Below are 24,247 nucleotides of genomic sequence, written 5' to 3'. Positions count from 1 at the left end.
AAGAATGTTTTTTTGATTAGACATTCTTTAGAGTTTGCTTACGATATCTTCTTGTATTATACAAGACGAAGTTTGTAATAAATGTATCACTCGGAGGTTTGGTATGGGGAAGAAGAGAAGCTTTGGAAGTTATTTTATGCAGGAAAGCAAGCTGATAGGATGTTTGTTGATGGTGTTTATTCCTGTCTCGTTGCTTTTGTCTGACTGGGAAAAGTTCAAGTGCACTAAGGAAATACTGACTAATTCTTGGAATATTTTTGAGCCGATAGTGGGTACGATTACTTTGGCTGTGGCCGTGGTGCTCTATATCGCCAATATGCGTCAGTCCTGGGAGGATGATCTTCCCAAGGTGTTGACGGCTGAATTTCGTTTTCGTGAGAATAATCTTCTGATTATGAGGGCTGATTACATTCCTCTGGCAGAAGAAAGTGACATCCGTGCTTGGGGACAGCAGCTTGGAGCACAGATGAGTGGAGCAAGAGGGCTGAAGTATTTTAGAATTGAAACAAGCGAGAAGGTCAGCGATGACAGCACGCGTAAGGAGTATAAGATTGTCTTTTTCTTACGTGAAGTTCCTAAAGAATTATGGACTGAATATTATGGAGCTAAGTTCGCAAATCTTCGCGACAGGGACGGTGTGTTGGATGTTGAGTTTGAGGATCGTGTTGAAATGGAGTAAGGTTCATGCTGTCTAAATGGGCTTCGCCAATTGAGGCATTAAGACTTATTTACACATCTGGTTGTATAATATAAATAGTTCGTCTAAATGGGCTTCGCCAATTGAGGCATTAAGACATCATCATTTTCCATTCAAAAGCTCTGATAAAAGCTTTAAAGTCTAAATGGGCATCGCCAATTGAGGCATTAAGATATCCATATTGGCCTCCTTGGGGATATGCGAAATGATCCTAAACGTTGGGGGTGTTAAGACATTGCCGTCGCTGGGCTGCTGACCCCACGTATTAGTCCAAGTTGGTTCCCTCAATTGGGGCATTAAGACGAGAGCGGAAATTCTTTTTCCTGAGTTCGATATGGTCTAAATGGGCTCCGCCAATTGAGGCATTAAGACAAAAATTTTACAGAATTGAACAGTTTTTATAAAAGTCTAAATGGGCTCCGCCAATTGAGGCATTAAAAAACAAGCTTTGCGTGACAGCTAAGTTTGTTTTTTGCTTTTGTAATATCCTGTACCTATTGCGACAATCTTATATAGGGTATAGAGTGCGAACTTCTTGATAATGCTAATTTACAGGTAGGTTCTCATGCATATCCCCGTTCGCCAGTTTCGTTTTTCCTTTATCTTAACCCGTGCGGTAGAATGCCCCGTTTATCACGGTAATGCTGTGCGTGGGCTTATTCTTGCTGCTTTGTTTGGGGAGTATGCTGACCCTAAGGATAATGCGCATAATTTACCTGTTGGAATGGTTCCTGTTGTCTGCGAGTTCGGCCGTATTAAAATGTTGGCGGGCGAGGTTTATACTTTCGGTATTAATTGCATGGGCGATAATGCTGATGTGCTGGCAGGGCGCATGGCTGTGTTGGCAGAAAGATTTACTGAGATAGGGCAACGCAGTCTTGATTACTGGGGAGATAGTCCGCCTATATTCGGTGGAAATTTTATTGATTTCAAGATGAATGAATTGTCCGTTGCACTGGCTTGTAATGGCTCTGGGGAATTGCAGCTTGGAATACAGAGCGGGGCCGTTACACTTCAGTTTGTGTCTCCTTTAAAAATGCGCAGCCCTGATGAATACAGTGAGCGGTTTCCTTTGCAGGGGAATCGCTGTTTTGTTGCAAAGCATTTTTTTAAGCAGCTTTGGAGTAATGTTAATAAGGTTTCGCCGCTCGGGCCTTTCGATGAAATGCCCGCGTTGGACGGGGTTGAAGTTACGCACAAGTATTTTGTGAAGGTTGAAACCCCTATCTGGAGTAATCATAAAGCTTCAGGCAATAAGCATAAGCGAAAACAGCTTCAAGGAATGCTGGGAGATGTCGCCTTTGCTAATGTGCCGGAAGAATGGCGTGTTCTGCTTTGGTACGGGCAGTTTATCCATGTGGGTGGTAATAAGGCATACGGCTGCGGGGACTATGTATTACATGGTGCTGAAAATCCGGTGTTTGAATTGCGTCCTGATATTTTAGGGAGTACAGTTTAGTTGTGTTTGCTAATTGAGGCATTAAGACTTTACTTCGGGATTTTTATCAAGGAATTTGACTCTAAATGGGCTTCGCCAATTGAGGCATTAAGACTTAAATGACATACGCCATGCGAAACGATATTGGTGTTTAAATGGGCATGCCAATTGAGGCATTAAGACGTACCTAGAAGTCATTGGACTTTCCCGAGGGTTAAGTCTAAATGGGGCCAATTGAGGCATTAAGACTTAAATGACATACGCCATGCGAAACGATATTGGTGTTTAAATGGGCATGCCAATTGAGGCATTAAGACGTACCTAGAAGTCATTGGACTTTCCCGAGGGTTAAGTCTAAATGGGTTTGGCCAATTGAGGTATTAAGACGCATACATTAACAATGCAGGGGCATCTGCTGCTTTGTGTCTAAATGTGCTTCGCCAATTGAGGCATTAAGACATGTTTACGTAATATGTTTCCCAAGGCATTGGTTTGTTTAAATGTGCATGTTAGGTGGTGCCAATTGGGGCATTGAAACTTCAGAGTCGCATCTACTGTGTATGGCAGGTCTTCGCCAATTGGGGCATTATGACAAAATGACGTTACCTGACTTCCAGATAATTACGTCAGTCTAAATGGGCTCCGCCAATTGAGGCATTAAGACCGAAGACGATTCTTGAGCATTCCCGAAGTGGGAGTCTAAATGGGCTTCGCCAATTGAGGCATTAAGACTCTCCAATTCTAACAAGTGAAGAAACCTTAACTGTCTAAATGGGCTTCGCCAATTGAGGCATTAAGACCCATCGCTTCTTTGTAGAGTTGGGGGGCTTTTGTTTATGTAGCTGAAATAGGTTAAGAAGATGAATTTAAAGAAAGATGATGCCTATAAAAAAGTTGATATTAGTCGTGACTTTTCTAGGCTGATGTTAGCAGCAGAAGGCCCCAGCATTGATGAGTGGAATAAGTTTCATCGAGACTTGCTTGATTCTCATGAGTTTGGGACAAAGTTCTATGTCGCGGATGTTGTATTAAGCGACTTCAAAAGTTCCAGTGTAATTTCAATGCAGAATCTCATCTTTGATTCGCTGATTATGAAAAGAATTGATTTGGGCGGGCTACTGCTTCGTGGGGCTGTGTCTTTCGGCCATTTTAGGTGCCACACGCTCTCGCTTCATAATGAGTGTTCTTTTGCTGATATGAAAGTCCATGGTGATTTTTCTTTAAATGCTTCGGAGATTTATTGCAGAGCTCCTTTTAGCAATAGTGTCTTTCTTCGTGGGGTGCAGATTGTCGGTTCAAACTTTCATAGCAGATTAGATTTTGGAAGTGTGACCGTTTACAATTTCATGGCTCAAGGGAGCACGTTTTCGAAATATGCCAGCTTTGAGAATACTGCATTTGATCCACCCATAGATGGAGACAAGAGCTACTATTCTACTGAAATCCAGAACTGTGATTTTAAGGGCGATGTTATTTTCAGGGGAACAAAAAAGGGACATCAGGCTGGCTTTCATACACAGGCTTTTCTGACAAATAGTAGGTTTTGGGGCAAAGCGGAATTTTATGATTTAGTGATGAACGATGTCTCCTTCACTCGCTCTCAATTCAATAAAGAAGCAGTCTTTTCGAATTTATCTTTGGAAAATGTCTCCTTTCTATATGTGGATTTGTCTCAGGCATGCAGATTTTATAATGTAAGGTGGCGGGAGTTGGAGGAAAGGCTCCTACTGAAGGATGAACTGGAAAGCGTCGTGCTTAATGGTGCCAATGAGCGTTTTGAAGCAGTTAAAAAGCAGTATGGAGAATTAGTAAACTATTACGATGATGTGCGAGATTCTGAGCGCAGTGAGAAATTTTTCCGTTCAGAAATGTACGTTAAATCAAAACTTGCTAGTTTTTATGAAAAGCCCGCCTTCTGGTTGTACAAGATTTCATCAATGTACGGAACTTCTTGGGGGAGAGCTGCTTTTGTGCTTTTCTTTCTCCTTTTTGGTATTTGTCCTGTTGTAGTAATGAGGATAGATTCAGGTGTTGATTATTGGCATGCCCTACGCAAGGCCGTTTCATTGGTTTTGCTAGATAAGAATGTATACTCAAAGGAAGTTTCAGATATGGCTTTTTTTGCTTATGTATACATGCAGTTACTCATACTGGGGCAAGTTGCTCTTCTGTTTCTTGCTGTCAGAAGAAGGTTCAGAAGGGGAGGTGTACCGGGATAATGCGGTGGGCTTCGCCAATTGAGGCATTAAGACCGAGGCTGATCCGCTGGGTTGTGCCCTCGCTGGCAGGTCTAAATGGGCTTCGCCAATTGAGGCATTAAGACGCTTCCGTAGAACCGGATACGAACAACGCCAATTAGTCTAAATGGTCTTCGCCAATTGGGGCATTTGAAGTTCGACACAGAAACAAGCTTTGCTTAATTGCGAAGCTTGCTTTTTGTTTTTGTAAGATCAGTATTAATTTGGAAGGGCAGGCAATCCGCTTGGCTTCTGATGATTCATCCTATTTACAAACTTTGCCTCTGAAGGCTGTTTCCCATGTTGTAGTAGTCGGGAGGCCGCGTATAACAATGCCTACAGTTATCGCCCTTTCCCAGAAAAAAGTACCTACATACTTTTGCAGGCGTAACGGTTTGTTGCAGCTTTCAGTGGGAAACAATAAAGGGCATTGGCATTTATGGACTAAGCAGGCAACAGCGCAGTGCAATGACGAATTTTGTTTGCAGATGGCGCGTGAAACTGTTTCCGCGAAGCTGCATAATTGTGCTTTGTTGATGCGGAAAAGTCTGAAGGAGCATTCCGATCAAGTTAAAACGGTCTATGAATTGCGAGATAGGGCTTTGGTTTCAAATTCTGTGGATGAAATACGAGGGTTGGAAGGCACCGGCGCAAGGTTGTATTTTGATTCCTTCATTGTATCCATGCCGGATTGGATGTGTTTTATTGGTCGTAAAAAGCATCCGTCCCCTGATCCGTTGAATGCGCTTTTGTCATACGGGTATACCTTGCTTCATAACCATGTCTCTACCGCATTACAGGTTGTGGGGCTTAATCCGCAGATCGGTTTTATGCATGCGCAGTATGGCAGGCACCACGCCCTAGCTTCGGACATGCAGGAAGAATTCAGGTTTATTGTGGATTCGTTGGTAATTTCTTTGATTCATAGACGGGAAGTGCGACCAGAGCATTTTAATAGCAATTTTACAGATGGTTCGACGCCCTGCTTAATTAAATATGAGCTATTGAAAAAGATTACCAAACATTTTGAGAAACGGATCATGCTTCCGTACTCGTTTACATCGCTGGAGAGTGCTGTCTGCCGCAGCACAATAATGCGACAGGTAAATTTTTATAAAAAGGCTATCCTTAAAGGTAATGAGTATAAATCTTTGAGAATTAGAAAATAAGCTTCAGATATTTAGTAGAAGTATTAATATTAAGGGGAGATAGCGTGTTTTCTTTTCAGAAAGATAGCCAAAATACTTGAGTGATTTCGATTTTGAACTGTGTTTTTTGTAACTGTTCAGGATTCTTGTTAAAAACAGCTATTTTGTGTAAAGTGAAAAATAATCGCTAGCGTAAGTTAGTGAATTCAAGGGGTTGAAGCCCATTTTAGGCCGTTTTTCAGGTGTAAAAAAGTCGAAAAAAAGCTCAAAATCAGTCGCCAGCGTTTTTGCCCTTCTTAACCCGCATGGTTAAAGGGCTCCCAGAGGGTGCTGTCTAAATGGGCTTCGCCAATTGAGGCATTAAGACCAATTGTAAACGCTCCAAGTGCAATACTGCCCTTGAGTCTAAATGGGCTTCGCCAATTGAGGCATTAAGACTTTTGAGGGGTGAGGAGTGTGACGCACGGGATAAGTCTAAATGGGCTTCGCCAATTGAGGCATTAAGACTAAATCCGAATCCGCTGTCCTGCGATGAATGTGCCGGTCTAAATGGGCTTCGCCAATTGAGGCATTAACAATACATATGAAATTAGACTCAAACGCTATGCACATAGAATCTTATAGTCCGGTACTAGGCACGGAGATGCGCCGTTTTCGGTTGCATTTTAAAAGTCCGGCTGGCTGGCCTTTTTCCGTGCGCGAGGCGGACGGCAATTATTCATTGCTGGTCAGCCGGGTACGTTCTCGGCTGGGGCTACTGCTGAAGAAGCGTTCCTGCTATGCGTTTGGTTATGCTGATTTTCGCAACCGGGTTTGTGCGGATTGCCCGGAGGGAACGGGGTGTCTTTATCCCCGTTTTTTTATGCCTACCTTTGAGATTCGGGGCAAAGTGAATGATATTTCGCCTCCCTTTGTTTTTCAGTTGGCAGAGAACGGCCCGGAGCAAAAGGGAAAACAGCCGTGCAGGCTGGACTTGAATATTTTCGGCAATGGGGTGGAGCTGGTGCGGTTCATTGTGCCGGCTTTGTGCGAGGTGCTGGATGAGCTTTATTTTCCTGAAGTCGGTTCCGCATGGTGGAAGCAAAATGGACTTGAGCCGCGTTTGCCTTTTGAGTTCGCAGGTGTGGAAATAATCCGGCCTTCCGGGGAGTGCGCCCCGCTGGATTATGAGGCCGGGGCTTCCATTGAGGTCTATACTGCCGGAGGCTTGGTCGGAATGGAGCCTGATGGAAAATATGATATTGAGATCCGCTTTAATACGCCGCTCCAGATCAGAGGTGGGGATAGTTCTAGCAGTACGACTTTTCATGAGCTTGTCAGCCGCTCGGTTAATCGGTTGCGGAGCATCAACCGTTGGTATCATACCGGATCAATGGGCCGTTTCTCCTCTGAGTTCTGGAAAATGGCCGAGAACATTCGCTCCGCTCCAAAGCTGCACTCTGTGCAGGCCGGACGCTATTCCGAAAGGCAGGGCGTTGGAATCGATCTTTCTGGCATGGCCGGGCTGGTGCGCTGCTATGGAGTGCCGGGGGAATACCTGCCGATACTTTACGGCGGCAGCCTGATCCACATAGGCAGTAAAACCTCTCACGGCTTAGGTAATTTTTCCGTGCATTGCTTGAAATAAGTATAAAATGGGGATATCTTTATTCCGCATAATGACAGCGGATTGAAACCTAAGAAACCGATGATGGTAAGTTTATACCAGGTTGAACGATTCCGCATAATGACAGCGGATTGAAACGTCATCTCAAACTCAGGATACGCCCACTCCATATGTTGAACGATTCCGCATAATGACAGCGGATTGAAACATCAACATATAAGGCTTGAAGAATAGAATAACAGTTGAACGATTCCGCACAATGACAGCGGATTGAAACTCTCTTTTCTACTCATATTTTACCCGATCACTTCAGTTGAACGATTCCGCATAATGACAGCGGATTGAAACGTTGAAAAATTGTACATATCTGCCTTAATCCTTCGTTGAACGATTCCGCACAATGACAGCGGATTGAAAATGAGAAAGCCGCCCTTAATAGGACGGCTTTCTTTAGTCTGATCTTTTGGGAAAAAAGAAATTAATCCTCAGTCAACAACTCCACAGCCCCCTGAGAAAAATCAGGGCTCAAATGAGCATACCGCATGGTCATATTAATAGTCTTATGCCGCATGAGGGTCTTGATCCGGTAAATATCAACGCCGACAATTGCCAGCCATGATGCGAAAGTGTGGCGCAGGCTGTGGAATACTATTCGCTGACTTTTGGCTGTAGCAAATTTATTTAACTCTAATTCGTCTACAACGACCTTGAATTGTTTTGAAAGGTTTTCTTTCTTCTTGCCCCCGGAAAGGGGAGGGAAGATCAGCGCATCGGTAGATTCTTCCTTCCGGCGCATGAGCACATCAAGAGCTACTGAATTGAGAGGGATAGTCCCTCCCGGCTTTTGTCCGTTGCTGATGAGTCTCACTGTTAGCGATTTCCCATAAAAATTCACATCGTGCCATTCTACACGCTGGATTTCGCCAAGCCTCATTCCTGTATGCAGGGATAATTGAATTGCGTCATGCAGATCCTGCCAGCTTTGTCGCCATAGATTTCTCTCAGCTAATTCTACTTTCTTTAATGTCGTGGAAATTATCAGCTTCGCTTCTTCCTTGGTGAGGAAACGTTCTCTTTGATTCTGATTGCCGATTTGGGGTAGGTCTATTTGCTCAAGAGGGGATTGGCCTGAGAAGACTACGACGTCTTTAACTATGGTTGCGGCCGCGCGGTTGTATACAGATCGAATGATGGCCATGTGATGGAGTACTGTCGCATCGGCCAGCTCGTCATCGTAAAGGGAGTCCATGAACTCCTGAAGGAGATCCGGAGTAATGGCTGAGAGGGGAAAATCTCCAAGGAATGGATGGATGCGTTTGTCGGCCCTTTTTACATCGTCCGTCCATGTCTTTCTTTTTTTGCGGTCGCGCTTCCAAGGGGTATAGTATTGTTCAAAGAACTCTCGGAAGGTGATTTCTTTGATCTGCTCTTTGGCTTCGTTCGCTTTAGCTTCAGCTTTCTTTTGGGCGTGCTGTTCTTTGAGCGCAGCAAATGTGGTGGGGCCTTCCCCAGACTTGTAATTCTGTTGGAGCTTGTGTCTGATGTCGGCTATCTCGGCAACCTTCCATCCTTCTGAAGACCAGCCGATTCCTTCTTCTAAGGTTGTGCCTTGGCGATACCAGCGGACGGAGTAATATCTATCTGGATTACCTTTATATTTTCGAGTAGCATGCTCATAGTAACGAACGCCTCTAGTGCTGTTTACTTTCTTCCATTCTGTCGTGGTACGCGCTTTGTTCATTCTCCCGGTATACTCCCGGTTTTCGCAACTTTCAAGGGACGTTCAGGGACATTTATAAAAAAGAAAGCCTTTAAATACAACGCATAGGGACGCTCAGGGACATATGTCTATTGAATAAAAATGGACTCTTAATCCGTTGGTTCAAGGTTCAAGTCCTTGGTGGCCTACCACAGTAAATACAGGGTGTTAGACGAATAGTCTAGCACCCTTTTACTTTTTGTTTTTTTGATCTCTCTCGGTTTTGGGAAAAAGAAAATTTTTTTAAATGGGCAGACTTTTTGTCTAAGAAAGTTTAAATGGGTTTTGAGGGAGAATGAAATAATTATTTTTAGATGAGACTGGCTGGATTTTCAAAACTGTCAGCGTTAAATTAGCAAAGACCTCGAACCTCGGTTTGAGGTTCTTTTTTTTGGGCATTCAGTTAATTCATAACTATTTAGGACAAACTTTTTTTAATTTATCAGTGAAGCTATGTGCAGACACCCTTGAATTAGTGAAATGAACCAAACATCACTAGCTGAAATTATTTTTTATAATATTTTATTCAAAATTTCAGATTGTTAGTCAGTCCAGAGCTTAAAAAATCATACTATTTTAGTATGTTTTTTACTAAATCTGGATTAATCCAAACAAGAAAAAACACCACAACATACTGAATATAAAACAAAACGCACCAAAAGCGACCACTTACTCGCCTATCTTGACATAATTCCATACCGTCATTATCTGTTATTGAGATTCAATTTCAAACTCACACAAAAAACACTCCAGGGAGAGAAATAATGAAAAAACTGATTACCCTTGCTATCACAGCAATTATGGTCACGGCATGGTCTACAGCAGCATTTGCTTCTGAAGTAGTTGTCTACTCTGCACGCAAAGAGCACCTCATCAAACCTCTTTTTGATGCCTACACTGCGGAAACCGGTGTTAAGGTGAAATACATCACTGGAAAGGCCGGAGCCCTGCTTGAACGCATCAAGGCTGAAGGCGCAAACACTCCGGCAGATCTTTTCATTACCGTTGACGCAGGTAACCTCTGGCACGCAGCCAACGAAGGCGTGCTGGCCCCGGTAAAATCCGCAACCCTTGAGAAGAACGTGCCCGCCCACCTGCGTGACCCGGAAAACCGTTGGGCCGGACTTTCCGTGCGTGCTCGCACAATCGTTTACAATAAAGACAAAGTTGATCCGAACGAACTCAGCACCTACGAAGCGCTCGGTGATGCCAAATGGAAAGGACGCCTCTTGCTCAGAACTTCCAAAAAGGTGTACAATCAGTCCCTCGTAGCATCCTTCATTGCGGAAAAAGGCGAAGCTGAAACCGAAGAGATCGTAAAGTCATGGGTTAACAATATGCCTGTTGCTCCTTTCTCCAGCGACACCAAAACCCTTGAAGCTGTTGTAGCCGGAGTGGGTGATGTAGCTGTGGTCAATACCTACTACTTCGGTCGGTTGCTCAAAAAGAACCCCGATCTGCCCCTCGCTATTTTCTGGCCCAACCAGAAAACCAGCGGTGTGCATATGAACGTTTCCGGTGCAGGAGTTACCGCCCATGCCAAGCATAAGGAAGAAGCCCTTAAACTGCTTGAGTGGCTTTCCTCTGAAAAAGCACAGGGCAAGTTCGCTTCCCTGAACATGGAATATCCCGTTAACCCAGAAGTTAAGCCCGATCCTGTTGTAGCCGCATGGGGAGAGTTCAAGGGCAATCCCATGAATGTCTCCAAGTACGGTGAATATCAGGCTGAAGCAATCAAGCTTATGGATCGCGCCGGATACAAATAAAAATATGACTCAAGAGATTACTCACAAACCCGCCGGGGGAACACCTCCAACACCCCGGCGGAATAACATTCGCATCAAGTCTCCGGCATGGTTCGCCCTTGCCGGAGCACTTGCGCTTGTTGCCGCTGCTCCGTTGCTGGTCATTCTCAGTTTCCTGCTTTCACCCAGTCAGGAAATATGGTCACATTTAGCTGAAAATGTGCTGGGTACTTTAGCCATAAACACTGTCCTGTTGCTTCTCTGCATCATTCCTCTGACCGCCATCAGTGGAGTAGGACTGGGCTGGTTGACCGGGGCCTGTGAATTTCCCGGCCGAAAATTTTTCTCATGGGCTTTGGTCCTGCCTTTTGCCATACCGCCGTATGTTTTTGCCTTTGTTTATCTTGGAATTTTCGATTTCACCGGACCTGTTCAATCATTGATCAGGTCTATTTTTCCATCCATGGGATTCATCGACATCCGCAACTTCGGTGGGGTTTCGCTAATACTTTCCCTTGCCTTCTACCCCTACGTCTATCTCATGAGCCGCAGCGCGTTCATGACTCAAGGGCGCACAGCCATTGAAGCGGCAAGGACACTAGGACTTTCTCCGGCGAGAGCATTCTTTAGAGTCGCCCTGCCCATGGCCCGCCCATTTATCGCCGCCGGACTGGTGCTGGTCTGTATGGAGAGCCTTGCGGATTTCGGCGCGGTTTCCATTTTCAACTACGACACCTTTACCAACGCCATCTATAAAGCATGGTTCGGCATGTTTTCCCTTGAAAGCGCGGCCCAGCTATCCTCAATACTTGCAATCATCGTCCTCACTGCTCTGGTGGCCGAACAAAAAATGCGTTCAAGAATGCGCTACACTGAAGCCGGACGCAGCAATATAACCGAACGGCTCAAGCTATCCGGATCGTGGAAATGGCTGGCCTTTTCAAGTTGCTCACTGGTGTTCTTTCTTGCTTTTGTCCTGCCGTGCATCAAACTTATGCAATGGGGGTTCGAAGCCATAGAAACCGATCTGGCAAGATACATTGAATACGGTTTAAACACTCTGCTACTGGGACTTGCCGGAGCCGTGATTACAACTGCTGCCGCGCTAGCCCTTTCATTTGCCAAAAGAAACGATCCCGGCCCGATGATGAACTGGTCTACCCGTATCGCCACACTCGGATATGCTCTGCCCGGAACCGTACTTGCGGTGGGCATCTTTATCCCTGCGGCTTGGCTGGACAGCACCCTAGCCACTCTGTTCAAACCCACTGGAATCGACACAAGCAACATGATTCAAGGTTCGCTAGGCCTGATGATTGCGGCATATGGAATTCGTTTTCTTGCTGCCGGATTCGGGGCAGTAGACAGTGCCATCCAACGCATAACTCCATCAATCGGCGAAGCCGCCCGTACCCTGGGGGCAACCGGGATAAGCATGCTGCGCAGGATCTACATCCCCATGCTCAGGAAGGGCTTGCTCACCGGGGCTATCCTTGTGCTGGTGGATGTAATGAAGGAAATGCCTATCACCCTGATGATGCGTCCCTTCGGCTGGGATACTTTAGCGGTGAAAATCTATGAATACACTTCCGAAGGGGAATGGGAACTTGCGGCAGTTCCGGCCATTATTCTAATTCTTGTCGGCCTGCTTCCGGTAATGCTGCTGACCAGACAAATGGATAAATAGGAGTCCTAATGACAGCTCTACTTGAAATAAGAAATATAGATAAATTTTACGACGAATTCCATGCGGTTAAAAACGCCACCTTCTCTCTTGAAGAGGGGGAGATAGGCTGCCTACTCGGTCCCAGCGGGTGTGGCAAAACCACTTTATTGAGAGCCATAGCGGGCTTTGAGAATATTGCAGCAGGATCAATATCCATAGCCGGGCAAGTGGTGGCTGGCCCAAAAAACGTTCCCCCGGAAAAACGAAACATCGGCATGGTATTTCAGGATTACGCCCTGTTTCCCCATCTTACCGTCAATGAAAATATCGGGTTCGGCATACAAGATTTGGCCTCAGACAAGAAAGCGAGACGAATTTCAGAACTTCTAAAAACAGTAGAACTAGACGGAGCAGGAACCAAATATCCTCATGAACTTTCAGGAGGCCAGCAACAGCGGGTCGCCCTTGCACGGGCCCTTGCACCGGAACCGAAGTTGCTTCTTATGGACGAACCTTTTTCCAATCTGGATGTAGCCCTGCGGGAAACCCTGTCCACTGAGATCAGGGAAATTTTAAAATCCCGTTCCATCACGGCATTGATGGTTACCCACAACCAGAATGAAGCCTTTGCCATGGCGGACAAGGTCGGCGTGCTTTCCTGCGGCAGCATGCAGCAATGGGATACTCCCCATTCCATCTACCATCACCCGAGCAATCCGGTGGTAGCCGGATTTGTGGGCGAAGGGGTATTTATTAATGCAACCATTGTCTCGGGCAACACCCTCAAATGTGCTTTGGGTGAGTTGCAATCAGATATCAAGTCGAGTCTTGAATCCGGCACACAGGCGAAGCTGCTCATTCGTCCCGAAGACGTTACTCATGATGACGACAGTCCTTACAGCGCAGAAATTATTTCCAAAACATTCCGTGGTCCGAACATTCTTTACAAGCTCAAGCTTAATAATGACGAAGAGATTCTTTCGCTGGTTCCCAGCCACCACCAACATGCCGTAGGGCAGCGCATCGGGATCTATCAGGAAGTGGAAGATCTAGTCCTTTTTCCCGCAGACAGCAGTTTGAATGAAGGGCAGCACTGTCCAGTGTAAATAGAAAAAGGCTACCTTCCATAACCTGAAGGCAGCCTCTTCAATCCTTAAGCAATCAACGGAGAGCTACATACCCGACATTCCCTTCACTTCCTCAAGGGACTTCTCCATCTTCTCAAGGCCGCTGTCCATCATCTGAAAGCCTTTGTCGTCGCCTTTCTTGACCAGTCCCATACCTTTCATCATTTCCATCATGCCCTTGTTGGCGTGGCCCATTGAGCCTTTGACCATGGAGTGATGCTTGCCGCCCTCGGCTCCTTTTTCGATCATTTTCATGCCGTTATGCATGGGCATCATTTCCTTGTTCATCATCCCCATACCGTCTTTCATGGTGGCGGGATCATGCATGAGTTTTGCCCCGTGTTTCATATGGGCCAACCCTTTTTCCATCATAGCGATACCGTCATGCATGGAGCCTTTCATTTTGCCCTTGCCGTGACCGGAATGGTCCATATCCATAGCAAATACTGCGCTGGACATTACGAGAATAAGGGCCACTATTGCACTGATGTTAGTAATCTTCTTCATGTTACAACTCCTCTGGCGTGTTGTTTTCTTTTTTTATGACCACCACGGTCAGATCATCTTCCTGCTTACTTCTTCCGGTAAAATCCTGAACAGCAGCAAAAATACCGGATACAATAGACTGTGCTGAAGAATTTTTCTTCAAATTGATTAAATCCCACAGCCTTTCCTTACCGAAAAATTCTCCATCCTTATTGGATGCTTCCCAGATGCCGTCAGTACCGAGAACAAGAATCTGCCTCTCTTCAAGGTCTGCACAGCAATTATCGGAATATTCAACATCATCAAAAGCCCCGAGAACAATCCCCTCGCCCTCAAGGCGGGTAAAATCATTCTTTGATGGATCGAAGATAAGTGCCGGTTCATGCCCAGCCCGGACCCAGCGCAATTCACTTTTAGCGGGATCAAGCTCGACCATGAGCATGGTCATGAATTGACCTGTCTTGTAAGTATCCTGCGCCACAAGCCTGTTCACATCGGTGATGATCTCGCCCAATTGTCCGCCGCTGAGTGTCCGTGCTCGCAAATAGCCTCGCACAGACCCCATAAGCATAGCCGCCGGAACGCCATGTCCACTCACATCACCGATGGCAAAACGGATGTTCTCGCCATCCCGGTCAGGCCGGATATAGTCGAAGTAGTCACCACCTAATTCATCACAATACCTGCTTTCACCATAAATATCGTATCCTTTCATGTGAGGCGGATATTGCGGGAGCAAATTAGTCTGGACCTCCATAGCCACATCAAGAGCACTCTTGATTTCAATATGCTCCCTAAGCGCCGGAGCCATTGAGTTGAAATCACGGGCCAGTTCGCCCACCTCATCCTCCCCGGCAACTTCAACACGGGCAGAAAAATCACCGGAGGCAATACGTTTGACTCCCCGCGCAAGGATCAAAATATTTTCAGTAAATCGCCTGGATAACATGAACGCGAGGATGGAGACCAACAACAAAACAGCAATCAGGACAATTACCGTACGAAGAAACTGATCATTTATAGCAAGTTGAACATAAGATTTTGCCTTGTCTGCCGGGGCAACAACATCATCGTGGGGAAGTATCAAAACCAAGGAAACGCCGCGCTTATCCGGGGCGGAAAAAGCCCAGAGACTGTCGCGTCCATTATAAGGCATGCTCAGAACACCAGACTTACCGTTCTCTAAAAAGTTGCGGAATCTGGAGAACAGGGTTGCGTCTGTAGAAGAAAGAAGCATCTGAGTGGAAGGGGGTTCCCACATATGCATCATACTTTTGCGGCTGGAAGCAGTCACTTCTTTTGCCACCACTTCAACTCCGCTAGTTCCATTGCCGTTTGGTTCAAGACGGACCAGCAGGGAATCAATATTATGCGAAAATACATCAAGATGGTTATAGCCGTGCAGGAGAGTATCAAGGGGAACATCAATAGAAATGCTGCCAACAGCCTTTTTATCTACAAAGATTCCCAATGAGGCTGTAAGAATAGTCCGTCCGGTTAGAATATCCTTCTGGGGAAGCGACCAAGTTGGAACAGGACTTTCATTAATAACCGGAACGGTCTTATGCATGTTCATCCTCATTCCGGTTGTTGCCGGGTAAACAAGACTTTCCCCGGAACTAAACACTGCCCTGATCCACAGGGTCAGTTCAGAATTTTTCAACTCCACAGCTTTCAGCAACGGCAGTACAGCAATCGATGTCCCATAGGGCAGCATTGCACTCTGATCAGAAACACCGCCCGCAGAGTAACGAACCGAATCAAAATCCAAGACATATGATCCATGCATCATGGTTTGGTCGCGCTGTTCATACTTTTTTTCCAACCGCTCAACATCTCCCTGCCCGGAATCGCTGCCCAAAAACACTTCAGGAAGACTGAACTCATTGCCGTCTTCAATCCATGCGGAAAGCTCGGCTGAAATCTGCTGCAAATTAAGTTCTACGATCCTGCGTTGCTTGGACAAAACACGGGCATGGTCTTCCACGAGCCTTTTGAGCTCTACACTGCTTTTACTGACCAGTTCCCTGCGAACCTCCCCTCCAATGTCATCGGAAAGTGAACGCAAGGAATCAAGCACCCCGGCCTGAACAAGAACTAGGGGAAGTATGGATACCGTGAGCAAAAGTAGGAGCAGTTTAAAACGTATCTTCATGTAACGACCTTCATAGTGGGATTCTCTTTGACTCGGAAATACAGCAGCATCCAGAATACACTTTTTACAGCTATACTCCCAGAGCTATGACTTATTTTTTCACATTACATTCCATCATCAGATTAAGTCTTTATTTCAAAGCGTTATCGTTAAACGCATCCGAAAAATAGGAACTTACAGCACTTTCATGTGAAAATAATTGCACATTATCTGATTTAAACTGACCACTTGAAAATTACTATACCTTTTTAGTATGGTTTTATCGACAGTTAAAGCACAAACATGTGCAAAAAAGCGTGCAACCTTCACTCTCAACAAGCTATAATTATTGATTATACACAGACAGATATTGCACAAACAGGGTTAAAAGCAAAAAGCCTAGCCGGAACTGATGAATTATACTGATTCTTAATGTACAGTATTCATTACAACCATTAGCATGGAATAGTAATTGCTCAATGTTAAACATCCTCCATTCCGGCTTTCTTAACGGGAGAATTTCATGGCTCAAGCTTCCATTACAAAATATATGCTCATAATTCTTTTCAGCGCGTTCATCTTCATCCAATCCATCCCGGTCTTCGCACAGAATACAACAACGAACAGCACGCAGAGTATTCACGCCACCCATGATGAACTCAAAGAATTAAGCACCTACCTTGTGGATGCAGCCCGCAATAACGATGACCTGTACGCTGCTTTTTATAACTGGAAAGCGGCGTTGCAGCGGGAAGCCAGTGTCTCCAGCCTGCCTGACCCCAGATTCAGTTTTGCATGGTTTATCCAGCCCGTGGAAACACGCACCGGACCGCAGGAATTCAAATACGGATTAAGCCAGGCCCTGCCATGGTTCGGCAAGCTCGACCTCAAAGGAGAACAGGCCCTGCGCGATGCTGACATCAAGAAGGCCAAGTTTGATAATCTTAAGCTTAAAATATTCAGCGAAGTAAAGAAAATCTATTACGATTATGCCTACCTCGCACAGGCTATCCGCATCACCCGTGAAAATATTGAACTGATGAAATACCTCGAAAGCGTGGCCCGCGCCCGCTATTCCACCGGAGCCGGAGCTTACGACGGGGTAATCAAGACACAGGTCGAGCTGGGTAAACTTGAAGAGCGTTTGCGCTCACTGGAAGAACGTAAAGGACCGACAGTGGCAAAACTCCTCGCGGCCATGAACAGGGTAGACGACCAGACACTACCTTTTCCCAAATCAATCCCAGTGATGGAAATAGGCATGTCTTCTGATGAATTGAAAAATGATTTCAAGAACGGGAACCCACGCTTAAGAGAGCTGGATCATTCTGTTGATAGAGAAAAGATATCGGTAGAGCTGGCTAAAAAGGATTATTACCCAGACTTCACTTTCGGCGTTGAATACATCCAAACAGGCGAATCAAGAACTCCCAATGTAACTAACGAAGACCGCGACCCGATAGTCACCGGAATGTCCGTGAATCTGCCTATCTGGATGAACAAGCAGGATGCGCAGTTAAGTGAAGCTGAAAACAAGGTCAAATCAGCTTCCCGCAAAAGGGCTGGCCTCGAACGCAACCTGACTGCTGATCTGGAATTGGAAATCTACAAATATCAGGATGCCATCCGCAAAGTCAGCCTTTACCGGGATAACCTGACACCAAAAGCTGAACAATCCCTTGGCGTTTCCATTGAAGCCTTTCAGTCCGGCACGGCTACTTCAAGTGACCTGATTGATGCAGAGCGGACCCTAATTGAATTTCAGCTGGCCTATTTTCAGGCTTTGGCAGAGCAGGCCAAGCGGGTAGCTACAATCGAATATCTGGTCGGTCGGGAAATTCCCTGCACCATCCACGGGCAGACTTTACCGCAATCAAAAATTTCTATCCCTGAAAAGAATTAAACGGACTTACCATGAGCAAATTTACGGATATCAAAAAAGTCCTGATCCCAGTCACCCTTGTTGCCATTATCGCCTTTGCAGCAGGCTATTTCTTCTCAGGTTCTGAAGGGAAGCACACTGAAAAGGCCGTTGTTGCAGAACACGCAGAGCACGGCCTTGAAGCCACGGTAACTGAAACCGGAGAAGTGGTCTGGACCTGCTCTATGCATCCTCAAATCCAGTTGCCGGAACCGGGCAAATGCCCCTTGTGCTTTATGGATCTTATCCCGCTTGAAAAAGGCGGCAAGTCTGGCGATGAGGCAATCAGCCTGCGCCAGATCAGTCTGACCTCATCCGCCCGTAAGCTCGCCGGAATAGCTACTACCCCGGTAGAAAGACAGAGCGTAAATGTCGAAACCCGTATGATGGGCAAAGTTGATTATGATGAAACCCGCATTGGGACCATCACCGCATGGACAGGGGGACGCATTGATAAACTTTACATCGATTATACTGGAAGCTCGGTACGCAAAGGACAAGCTACGGCTTCCATTTACAGCCCGGAATTGCTTACCGCACAGGCAGAACTGATTCAGTCCGTCAAAGCCAAATCAGCCTTGAGAGGCAGCTCCTTGAAAGTGGTTAAGGACACCGCCGTCCGCACCGAGCAGGCTGCTCGGGAAAAACTGCGCTTGCTGGGACTTTCCAAAAGCCAGATAGCAAACATAGTTAAACGCGGAAAAGCTGCCGAACACATCACCCTCTACTCGCCCATGAGCGGTATCGTTATCAAAAAGGATGTGGTCGAGGGTGTTTACGTCAAAACAGGAACCCCGATCTACACCATTGCCGATCTCTCACGGGTCTGGGTAATCCTTGAAGCCTATGAATCCGATCTCCCGTGGATCAAAATGGGCATGAAAATGACTTTCAGCACTGAGGCTTACCCCGGTAAAAATTTTGAAGGAAAAGTTGTCTACATAGACCCGATGGTTAATGAAAAAACACGCACTGTCAGAGTCCGTCTGGAAGTCCCCAACAAGGGACTGAAGCTCAAGCCGGGAATGTTTGTCCGGGCGGTAAACAAGGAAGAAAAACAAGCTGAGAAAGAATTGGTAATCCCTGCCTCGGCTCCGCTTATAACCGGTAAACGGGCAGTGGTTTACATTGCCGTGCCCGGAAAGGAAGGCGTTTTCGAAGGGCGTGAGATAGTGCTCGGTCCCAAGGCCGGGAACTTTTACGTTGTTAAGTACGGGCTTAATGAAGGTGAAGAGGTCGTCACCAAAGGTAACTTCAAAATAGACAGTGCCATCCAAATCATTGCCAAGCCCAGCATGATGAATCCTGAAAGTGGCGTGAAGCCCATTACTCATGACCACGGAGATGATTCTGATGCCATGGAAAACATGAAACAGGCAGATAAGCCGAACCACACTCTGCCACCCATATTTGCATCAAAGCTGGTCTTCCTGAAAAAGAAATTCGATTCACTCATGGAAACCGCTAAATCGGGTGACCTTGAGAACAGCCGCAAACAATTTTCCACTTTCTTTGACAGTCTTGGAAAAATAGACAGCTCCGGCCTTAAAGGGGACGCATCCCTTATATGGAAAGAGCTTTCCATGCTGCTCAGAAACGATGCTGTGCTTGGCAGCGGGGTAAACGATGCGCGCAGGCTTAAATCAATCACAGCTGAGGCGGAAAATCATTTCAAACGTCTGAATACAGCCTTTGGAGTATCTGCACTTGCTGCAAATTCAGCAAACAGATCAGAAGCCCCAGAAGCCTTCCAAGTACAACTCGGTAAAGTCTTCATATCCTATTCCGCTTTCAGTGAAGCTCTCGCAGCCGACAACCTGCGAAACGCCCAGAAACAGGCAGCACTCATGGCGGAAGAACTGAAAAAAATCGACCACACATCCCTATCCGCTGATGCTCATAAAGTCTGGATGGATGCGCTTAAAAACATCAATGACGGCATGTCCGCCATCCGTAACGCCAAGGATATTGTCGGAGTTCGAGCCGGACTGGAACCGCTTTCCTACGGCATGATCGACGCGGTGGAAAAGCTTGGCATCAAGTCCGCCAAACCCGTGTATGAAATATCCTGCCCCATGGCATTTGATTTCAAAGGAGCCAAGTGGCTGCAATCTGACGAGGACATCCGCAATCCCTACTTTGGTGAAGCCATGCTTCAATGCGGGGAAGTGGAACGCCAGCTCAAGGCCGGGGAATAAGGTTTGGAAAACGATATGAGCGAAAATAGCACTCAAGATATGGACCATCCCGAACCGAAGTCTTTCACTGAAAAGACCATTCTTTTCTGCCTTGAGCAAAAGCTCATCGTGGCAATTGTGCTGCTTATGGTCATCGGCGGCGGAATCTTCACTGCTCCTTTCAACTGGGACATAGACGGAATTGACCGCTCTCCGGTTCCGGTGGATGCCATTCCGGATATTGGTGAGAATCAGCAGATCATTTTTACCCAGTGGATGGGCCGGTCACCGCAGGATGTGGAAGACCAGATCAGCTATCCGCTTACTGTCGCTCTGCTCGGAATTCCCGGAGTAAAGACGGTCCGCAGCTACTCCATGTTCGGTTTCTCCACCATTTACGTCATCTTTAATGAGGATGTAGATTTCTATTGGTCGCGTTCCCGGCTCATTGAGAAATTAAACAGCCTGCCTGCCGGAACGTTGCCAGCCAATGTGAAGCCAGCCCTCGGCCCGGACGCAACCGCGCTGGGACAAGTCTATTGGTACACAATCGAAGGGCGCGATCCGCAGGGCAATCCCTCCGGTGGGTGGGACCTCGATGAACTGCGATCCGTACAGGATTGGTACGTCCGCTATGCCTTGCTTTCGGCTGACGGGGTCAGTGAAGTGGCTTCTGTGGGCGGTTTCGTCAAAGAGTACCAGATTGATGTTGACCCGAACGCTATGCGTGCTGCCAAGGTGACGCTCAACGACGTCTACCGGGCAGTAAAAATGTCCAACCTCGATGTGGGCGCACGGACCATTGAAATAAACAACGCAGAATACGTTATCCGCGGCATCGGTTTTATCAAAGAACTGTCCGACATTGAAAGTTCGGTAGTCAAAGTGGTCAACAACATCCCCATCTACGTACGCGATGTAGCCCGCGTAACCGAAGGTCCAGCCTTACGCCGTGGTGCCTTGGATAAAGGCGGTGCGGAAGTTGTGGGTGGTGTGGCTGTTGTCCGCTACGGGGAAAACCCGCTAAAGGTCATTGAAAATATCAAGGACAAGATCAAAGACATTTCACCGGGGCTGCCTTCAAAAATATTGCCTGATGGTACTGAAAGCAAGCTGACAATCGTTCCCTTTTATGACCGCTCCGGGTTGATCCATGAAACCCTTGGAACCCTCAACACTGCTCTGACCGAGGAAATTCTGATCACCATCATTGTGGTGCTTATCGCGGTTATTCATCTTAAGAGTTCACTACTCATCTCCTCGCTGCTGCCCCTTGCGGTACTTATGTGCTTCATTGGCATGCGGGTTTTCAAGGTTGATGCGAATATTGTCGCGCTTTCAGGAATCGCCATCGCCATCGGGACCATGGTCGATATGGGCATAATCATCTGCGAGAATATCCTCAAAAAGATTGAACAGGGCAAAGAAGGCGTAAGCAGGTTAAAACTTGTTTATGAAGGCACAGCTGAAGTGGGTAGCGCAGTAATGACCGCTGTTGCCACGACTATAGTCAGCTTCATGCCCGTTTTCGCCATGGATGGGGCAGAAGGTAAGCTTTTCAAACCGCTGGCCTACACCAAAACTTTCGCCTTGTTGGCTTCGATTATCGTAGCCCTGACCATCTTGCCTCCCATGGCTGAACTGCTTTTCACTACCCGAAAGAAATTTCTTAAGAGCAGGCGTACATACATTACAGCCGGACTTTACCTGCTCTGCGGGATCGCTGTTTCCATGCTGCTCAAATGGTGGGCCGGACTGTTCTTCATCTACGTTGGTATAAAACATCTCGCACTTCCTTTTGTCCCCGAAAAATTCCACAAATACGCAAACTATGCTGAGACATGGATCATAGTTCTGATGGTGGCCTATGTGCTGACCAAATCATGGTTGCCATTGGGACCTGAAAAAGGGATGAGCAACAACTACCTGTTCGTTGCTCTAATCATCGGCGGTCTGATGCTTTTCTTCTACCTGTTCCGTCGTGGATATCCCCGCATGCTCGGTTGGTGCCTAAACCACAAACTTCTTTTTTTAAGCCTCCCTACTATCGTTGTTACGCTGGGACTTTCCATCTGGCTCGGGTTCGCCAATCTTACAGGATTCTTACCGGACTCCATCAAATCCTCATCACCCTATGTAAACCTGGCTCACGTTTTTCCCGGATTGGGTAAGGAATTCATGCCCGATCTTGATGAAGGTGCATTCCTGTTCATGCCCACAACCATGCCTCATGCTTCAATCGGAGAGGCCATGGATGTACTGCGCAAACAGGACATGATGATCCAATCCATCCCGGAAGTTGATTCTGCCGTGGGTAAGCTTGGGCGCGCAGAAACACCTCTTGATCCGGCCCCCATCTCCATGATCGAAACGGTCATTAATTACAAGTCAGAGTATCTGGTGGATCAATCCGGGGAGCGGTTGCGCTTTAAATTCGATCCTGATCAGAATGACTTTTTTCGCAATATTGGTGGCAAGCTGGTCCCTGCCAATGATGGCTATCCCTATCTCGTTCAGGGCTACTTTGAACGCGATGACAACGGTAAATTAATCCCTGATCCAGATGGCAAACCTTATAGAATTTGGCGTCCGGCACTTAACCCCGGCCTGAACCCGGACCGTAAAGCATGGAAGGGCATCAAATCACCCAACGATATCTGGGATGAAATCGTCAAGGCCGCAGAGGTTCCCGGCGTGACCTCCGCCCCGAAACTGCAACCCATTGCGGCCCGCATAGTCATGCTTCAATCCGGTATGCGTGCGCCCATGGGCATCAAGGTCAAAGGACCTGATCTGCAAACTCTGGAAAAGGTGGCCCTTGATCTTGAAAGACTGCTCAAACAGGTCGGATCGGTTCAGCCTGAAGCTGTCATAGCTGATCGCATTGTGGGCAAGCCTTACCTTGAAATCATTATCGACCGTGAGGCCATTGCAAGGCACGGAGTTATGCTTTCACAGGTACAGGATGTGATTGAAATAGCAGTGGGCGGTAAGGTGGTCACCACCACAGTTGAGGGGCGTGAGCGTTACCCGGTGCGGGTGCGCTACCTGCGAGAACTGCGGGATAACATAGACGCCATAAACAATATTCTGGTCAGTGCTTCTGGCGGAGAACAAATTCCCCTCAGCCAGCTTGCCGAGATCAAATACGTGCGTGGCCCGCAGGTTATCAAGAGTGAGGACACCTTCCTCGTCGGCTACGTGCTTTTTGATAAACGTCCCGGATTTGCCGAGGTCGATGTGGTCGAACAGGCCCAGAGCTTTCTGGAATCCAAAATCAAATCGGGTGAATTAATCATTCCGGCTGGAGTGTCATACGAATTTGCCGGAAGCTATGAAAATCAAATCCGGGCCCAGAAGAAGTTGGCGGTGATCCTGCCACTGGCCCTGCTTTTCATCGTGCTGATTCTTTATCTGCAATTCAAATCCATCGCCACCACTCTGATGGTCTTTTCAGGAATCTTCGTGGCATGGTCCGGCGGCTTCCTCATGGTCTGGCTCTACGGGCAACCATGGTTCATGGACTTCACCATGTTCGGCACAGATATGCGTGAACTTTTTCAGGTCAGCCCCATCAACCTGAGTGTTGCCATCTGGGTCGGCTTTCTGGCCCTGTTCGGTATTGCCTCCGACGACGGAGTCATCATGGCGACCTACCTTGATGAAAGTAAGAAAGGCCGCAAAATGGAATCAGTAGTCGAAATCAGACAGGCAATCATTTACGGAGCGCAACGTAGAATCCGTCCCGCCCTGATGACATCCGCCACAACCATCCTCGCCCTGTTGCCAATCCTGACCTCAACAGGCCGAGGATCGGACATCATGGTACCCATGGCGATTCCCTCATTCGGCGGCATGACTATCGCAATACTGACCGTATTTGTGGTGCCTGTGCTTTATTGTGGGGTTGAGGAGATGAAGTTGTGGAGTAAAATTTAGCCGAGAATCAATTAATTAGATGAAATGCTACACAAAAAACGGACACCCCATTTTTAGGTTAAGCAGCTAGTTGTTGTTTATGGTAATAGTCCTGCTCAAATCGCTCCGGTGAGACATAGCCGATCCCAGCATGTCTGCGTTTCCTGTTATAAAAAATTTCAAGATAG

At 46.8% G+C, this 24,247-nt stretch carries 14 protein-coding genes, 1 tRNA gene and 2 CRISPR repeat arrays; of the genes, 12 read left to right on the top strand and 3 right to left on the bottom strand.

The window, feature by feature from the left end; genetic code table 11:
* Positions 1-103: 103 nt before the first annotated feature.
* The 5 genes from D0S45_19670 (at position 104) to D0S45_19650 (ending at position 7,147) form a co-directional block, all read left to right on the top strand.
* Positions 104-679, top strand: a complete 576-nt coding sequence (locus D0S45_19670; GenBank protein ID TIH11688.1) for a hypothetical protein — start codon at positions 104-106, stop codon at positions 677-679.
* A 583-nt stretch (positions 680-1,262) separates the two neighbouring features.
* The gene (locus D0S45_19665; protein TIH11687.1) at positions 1,263-2,156 is read left to right on the top strand and encodes a CRISPR system precrRNA processing endoribonuclease RAMP protein Cas6; all 894 of its coding nucleotides are present in this window, start codon (positions 1,263-1,265) and stop codon (positions 2,154-2,156) included.
* Between the two features lie 839 nt (positions 2,157-2,995).
* A complete protein-coding gene (locus tag D0S45_19660; protein ID TIH11686.1) occupies positions 2,996-4,354 on the top strand; it encodes a hypothetical protein in 1,359 nt (452 codons plus the stop codon).
* 158 nt (positions 4,355-4,512) lie between these two features.
* Entirely contained in the window at positions 4,513-5,541 is a 1,029-nt protein-coding gene (gene cas1, locus D0S45_19655) for a CRISPR-associated endonuclease Cas1 (protein ID TIH11685.1), read from the top strand.
* 311 nt (positions 5,542-5,852) lie between these two features.
* Positions 5,853-6,100: direct repeats of the CRISPR family, unit length 35 nt; unit sequence GTCTAAATGGGCTTCGCCAATTGAGGCATTAAGAC.
* 3 nt (positions 6,101-6,103) lie between these two features.
* Positions 6,104-7,147: a CRISPR system precrRNA processing endoribonuclease RAMP protein Cas6 gene (locus D0S45_19650; protein TIH11684.1), complete on the top strand. Its 1,044-nt coding sequence runs from the start codon at positions 6,104-6,106 to the stop codon at positions 7,145-7,147.
* Positions 7,148-7,160: 13 nt separating this feature from the next.
* Positions 7,161-7,544: a CRISPR direct-repeat array (repeat unit 36 nt; unit sequence GTTGAACGATTCCGCATAATGACAGCGGATTGAAAC).
* Between the two features lie 60 nt (positions 7,545-7,604).
* Here D0S45_19650 and D0S45_19645 read toward each other — a convergent pair.
* On the bottom strand, positions 7,605-8,867 hold the full coding sequence (locus D0S45_19645) for a site-specific integrase (protein TIH11683.1): 1,263 nt from the start codon (positions 8,865-8,867) through the stop codon (positions 7,605-7,607).
* A gap of 96 nt (positions 8,868-8,963) precedes the next feature.
* On the opposite strand from D0S45_19645, the gene D0S45_19640 reads away from it, so the two are divergent.
* The 4 genes from D0S45_19640 (at position 8,964) to D0S45_19625 (ending at position 13,402) form a co-directional block, all read left to right on the top strand.
* Positions 8,964-9,037: transfer RNA gene (locus D0S45_19640), tRNA-Lys, on the top strand.
* A 612-nt stretch (positions 9,038-9,649) separates the two neighbouring features.
* Entirely contained in the window at positions 9,650-10,651 is a 1,002-nt protein-coding gene (locus D0S45_19635) for an extracellular solute-binding protein (protein TIH11682.1), read from the top strand.
* 4 nt (positions 10,652-10,655) lie between these two features.
* The gene (locus D0S45_19630) at positions 10,656-12,317 is read left to right on the top strand and encodes an iron ABC transporter permease (protein ID TIH11681.1); all 1,662 of its coding nucleotides are present in this window, start codon (positions 10,656-10,658) and stop codon (positions 12,315-12,317) included.
* A gap of 8 nt (positions 12,318-12,325) precedes the next feature.
* A complete protein-coding gene (locus D0S45_19625; GenBank protein TIH11680.1) occupies positions 12,326-13,402 on the top strand; it encodes an ABC transporter ATP-binding protein in 1,077 nt (358 codons plus the stop codon).
* A gap of 66 nt (positions 13,403-13,468) precedes the next feature.
* On the opposite strand, the gene D0S45_19620 is transcribed toward D0S45_19625, so the two are convergent.
* Positions 13,469-13,930, bottom strand: a complete 462-nt coding sequence (locus tag D0S45_19620) for a hypothetical protein (GenBank protein TIH11679.1) — start codon at positions 13,928-13,930, stop codon at positions 13,469-13,471.
* A gap of 1 nt (position 13,931) precedes the next feature.
* Positions 13,932-16,064 (bottom strand): HAMP domain-containing protein, encoded by a 2,133-nt coding sequence (locus D0S45_19615; protein ID TIH11678.1) that lies wholly within the window; start codon positions 16,062-16,064, stop codon positions 13,932-13,934.
* 502 nt (positions 16,065-16,566) lie between these two features.
* Here D0S45_19615 and D0S45_19610 point away from each other — a divergent pair.
* Genes D0S45_19610 through D0S45_19600 form a run of 3 tightly spaced genes read left to right on the top strand, consistent with a single transcriptional unit; the run spans position 16,567 to position 24,080 of the window.
* A complete protein-coding gene (locus D0S45_19610) occupies positions 16,567-17,946 on the top strand; it encodes a TolC family protein (GenBank protein ID TIH11677.1) in 1,380 nt (459 codons plus the stop codon).
* Between the two features lie 11 nt (positions 17,947-17,957).
* The gene (locus D0S45_19605; GenBank protein ID TIH11676.1) at positions 17,958-20,162 is read left to right on the top strand and encodes an efflux RND transporter periplasmic adaptor subunit; all 2,205 of its coding nucleotides are present in this window, start codon (positions 17,958-17,960) and stop codon (positions 20,160-20,162) included.
* 15 nt (positions 20,163-20,177) lie between these two features.
* Complete coding sequence (locus D0S45_19600) at positions 20,178-24,080, top strand: efflux RND transporter permease subunit (GenBank protein ID TIH11675.1); 3,903 nt, start codon at positions 20,178-20,180, stop codon at positions 24,078-24,080.
* Positions 24,081-24,247 lie beyond the last annotated feature (167 nt).

Source organism: Marinifilum sp. JC120 (assembly GCA_004923195.1).
GTDB lineage: Bacteria > Desulfobacterota > Desulfovibrionia > Desulfovibrionales > Desulfovibrionaceae > Maridesulfovibrio.
Note: the sequence above shows the minus strand (reverse complement) of the source record. Positions and strands in the feature narration are given on the sequence as shown.